This is a genomic window from Wolbachia endosymbiont of Glossina morsitans morsitans (assembly GCF_000689175.1).
Classification (GTDB): domain Bacteria; phylum Pseudomonadota; class Alphaproteobacteria; order Rickettsiales; family Anaplasmataceae; genus Wolbachia; species Wolbachia pipientis.
Genome location: NZ_AWUH01000136.1, coordinates 8,312 through 11,760, shown reverse-complemented (window position 1 = coordinate 11,760; position 3,449 = coordinate 8,312). Strand labels below are relative to the sequence as shown.

The following is a 3,449-nucleotide window of genomic DNA, read 5'->3' as shown; positions in this document are numbered from 1 at the left end:
ATTTGGCACTGAAAAAAATAAGAATATTCTCATACATTTTTTGAATGATATTTTAGGGTTTACCGAGATAAATACTATACAAGAAGTGGAATTCCTCAGTGCTATAATGGATCCTGAAATTGCCTCTGATAAGCAAAGTATAGTTGATGTTCTTTGCAGGGACTCTAGTGGGGCTAGGTATGTGATTGAAATGCAGCTCACTTGCGATAAAGGCTTCGAAAAACGAGCTCAACTATATGCTGCTAAGGCTTACTCAAGGCAAGCTGATAAATCTGGTAAGTACATTGATTTAAAGAAGGTTTTCTTTATTGCTATCTCTAATTGTAATTTATTTCCTGATAAGCTTGATTATATATCCAGCCACACTATAAGAGATGAGAAAACCAATGAGCATGACTTAAAAGATTTTCAATTTGTATTTATTGAACTACCTAAATTTCCTAAGAATAAGGAAGAACAGCTAGAAAGCATAGTGGATCGTTGGTTATTTTTCTTCAAATATGCAGATGAAACTACGGAAGAAGACTTAAGGAAAATAGCAGAAAAAGCACCAATAATAAAGTTAGCCTACGATGAATTAGAGAGGTTTAGCTGGAATGAAAAAGATTTAGTAGCTTAGCCATTCTTGAATACAGACTTGACCTTGCTACTGAAAAAGGCATCCAAATTGGCGAAGAAAGAGGCATCAAAATCGGTAAAGAGGAAGGGAAAATTGAAGGAAAAATCGAAGGAAAAATGGAAATCGCAAAAGCAATGCTGGCTAACAATGTTGATGTCAACACTATTGTCAAATTTGCTGGCCTTTCTATTAGTGAGATTGAAAAATTAAGTGTGAACGGTTACTAATTAAGAAATTTAATTATCAATCATAAACCACTGAATTTCGCTAGTAAATTTGATGCCATTGTCCATATTGCACAATTGTATATAAGATATAGTATAACAATAGTGTCCGTTCAGCTAATACTAATTCCCACTGCACAATAAACGGATAGATAACAATGGAAAAAAGGCCATACTATTGCCTTTCTTTCTCACTCCACAACTAAATAACTCTACAATATCGCTTATTTGATTCACTAGTAATGAGAATTGGTATAACTTTGCTATTTTTCTCTTTAGATTCTTGCAAAGTTCTACAAGATTAACCACTTTACCTCACGGTTTCTCTATGATTATTTTTTTAGATTACTTGTTTACCTTATTTGCCGTTCTCCTGAACGAATATACATAAGCTATAAAAACTATCTAATAGCTACCCAAAACCCTTATTTCCTATTCAAGTTCAACATTAAATTTATCCTTTACTGCATCTTTTACTTCGTTGCCAAGGTTTTCCAAGTCAGATGCAGTTGCATTATCGTAATTGAGCAAGAAGTTACAATGTTTCTTAGAGATTCTAGCTCCACCAATATTTAACCCTAGGCAGCCAGATTTATCAATTAACTCCCATGCTCGGTAGTTTTTTGGATTTTTGAATATGCACCCAGCAGTTTTTCCTCTTATTGGCTGGCTTTTATTTTTCCTCTCAATAACTTCCTTTAACCTTTGCAGTATAAGCTTATACTCTGAGTTTACTCCTTTAAACTCAGCTTCAACAAAAATCCAATTTCCTTTTAGGCTATGTCCACGGTAAAAATACCCCATTTCTTCGCTGGAGAACTCATATAGGTTTCCATCCTCTAGATTCACTGCTTTTATGGATTGTACAACACTTGCGATATCACTACAATATCCACCTGCATTCATTTCTATTCCGCCACCAACTGTTCCTGGAACTCCAACTAGAAACTCCAACCCACTAATCTGCTGATTTCCCGCAAAGTGAGCAAGGTTGCTGAGCAGCACAGCTCCCCCAGCTACAATAGAGTTGTTACCCTTACTTTTAATATATGCAAACTCCTTACCTAATTTTACTGTTATTCCTCGAATGCCACTATCTCGCACTATTATGTTGGATGTTGCACCAATAACGCTAACTGGCAGTTCAGTATTTTTAATCAAGCATGTTAAATCTTCAATATCACATGGTTTAAATAATACATCAGCTCGTCCACCAACATTTAACCACGTCGCTTTAGACATTAAGACATCATAACGATAGATTCCACGTACTTTAGGTAAGCTTATAAGCATTTTGATTTCAACTCTAATCCTGCATCCATACCCATTTTCTCCGCATCTTCTATAAATGAAGTGCGCTCAGTGAAGTATATATTTTTTCCACTTGCTAACATACAACGAAGGTGTAGCATATTTTCGCTCACATATTCAGCCAAAGCTGCAAGTGGTGTAAAACATGAACCATTCACTATCTTCATAAAACTGCGCTCTGATTTCACTCCTATAAAAGACATATTATTATTAATTTTCTCTAAAAGATCGATAATTTTTACATCATTACTTCTACATTGAATACAAACCGCCCCCTGCCCCACTGCACTTAACATAACTTTTGGTGGCAATAGCACTGTAATCAAGTGATGTTTTTCTAATCTTATGGTTCCTGCTTCAGCTAGAATTATTCCATCAAAACTTTGATTTTGCAATCTGGTTGTTACATTTCCACGTAGCATATTTAAATCTGGTCTAACATTTAACAACTGCACTTTTCTTCTTATTGAAGAAGTGGCAATAGTAGCCTGCTGTGGCAAAGACTCAAGGCTATTGTGTTTATGAGAAATAAACGCATCGCATGAACTTAGCCTTTCTAAAACACAAGGAATTGTTAAACCCACTGAGAAAAACGAAGGCATATCTTTTAGCGAATGAACTGCCATGTCCATATTATTTTCGAGCAATTCAGTCTCAATTTCTTTAATGAATAATCCTTTGCCTCCTATTTCAGCAAGATTTGCGTTTGCATACTTATCTCCAGAAGTTTTTATTTTAACAATTTCAATAGATAAGTTAGGAAAAGAATCCAGCAACTTTTGCTTCCAAAGCCTGGGCAACTGCAAGCTTGCTTCCTCTGGTACCTATTTTGACTAGCATATGTACGACTGTTTGAATACCAAACTTTAACTTAATTAATTACTTAAACACTTTGGTAGCGTGTATCGCATGAACCTCGGTTACCCTCTCTCTAATGTCATTCAAGTACTTGGATCCAGTTTAATTCATCATATGAGCCTTTGCATTTATTGTACTTTAACTTAAAACCAAAAGCAACTTTGACTTTACAAAATAATAACCTTTTATATGCATAAATAAGCTTACTGGATTCTAGTACTTGCATAACAAGGCATAAACCTTATCGTCATACCACCGCGAACCGTCATACCTATCCCTACAACAACATTGCAAGCATTGATTTTTCTCCATATGAAAAGAGTCTGGAAGCTCTTTTACTCTAAACACGATGTTTACATCCTCAAAATTAATCTCAATTCTAATAATATCACGTTTAGTTAGCCAGTCTGCATTATTAAGACTTGAGTTAATACTAG

General features: G+C 35.1%; 1 protein-coding gene and 3 pseudogenes. 1 reads left to right on the top strand and 3 read right to left on the bottom strand.

Annotated features, from left to right (window positions below):
• Positions 1-846: pseudogene (locus WGMM_RS03475) on the top strand (Rpn family recombination-promoting nuclease/putative transposase); the annotation flags it as partial.
• 429 nt (positions 847-1,275) lie between these two features.
• On the opposite strand, the gene murB reads toward WGMM_RS03475, so the two are convergent.
• The 3 genes and pseudogenes from murB to WGMM_RS06740 all read right to left on the bottom strand — a co-directional run.
• The gene (murB, locus tag WGMM_RS03470) at positions 1,276-2,136 is read right to left on the bottom strand and encodes a UDP-N-acetylmuramate dehydrogenase (RefSeq protein WP_038250158.1); all 861 of its coding nucleotides are present in this window, start codon (positions 2,134-2,136) and stop codon (positions 1,276-1,278) included.
• Positions 2,127-2,994 (bottom strand): annotated as a pseudogene (gene hemC, locus WGMM_RS03465) (hydroxymethylbilane synthase). The gene murB and the pseudogene hemC overlap by 10 nt, the downstream one beginning before the upstream one ends.
• A 231-nt stretch (positions 2,995-3,225) precedes the next feature.
• Positions 3,226-3,449 (bottom strand): annotated as a pseudogene (locus tag WGMM_RS06740) (hypothetical protein); the annotation flags it as partial.

Bases quoted from the DNA above. Each gene is read 5' to 3' on its own strand.
- murB (WP_038250158.1), bottom strand. From the start codon at position 2,136: ATGCTTATAAGCTTACCTAAAGTACGTGGAATCTATCGTTATGATGTC.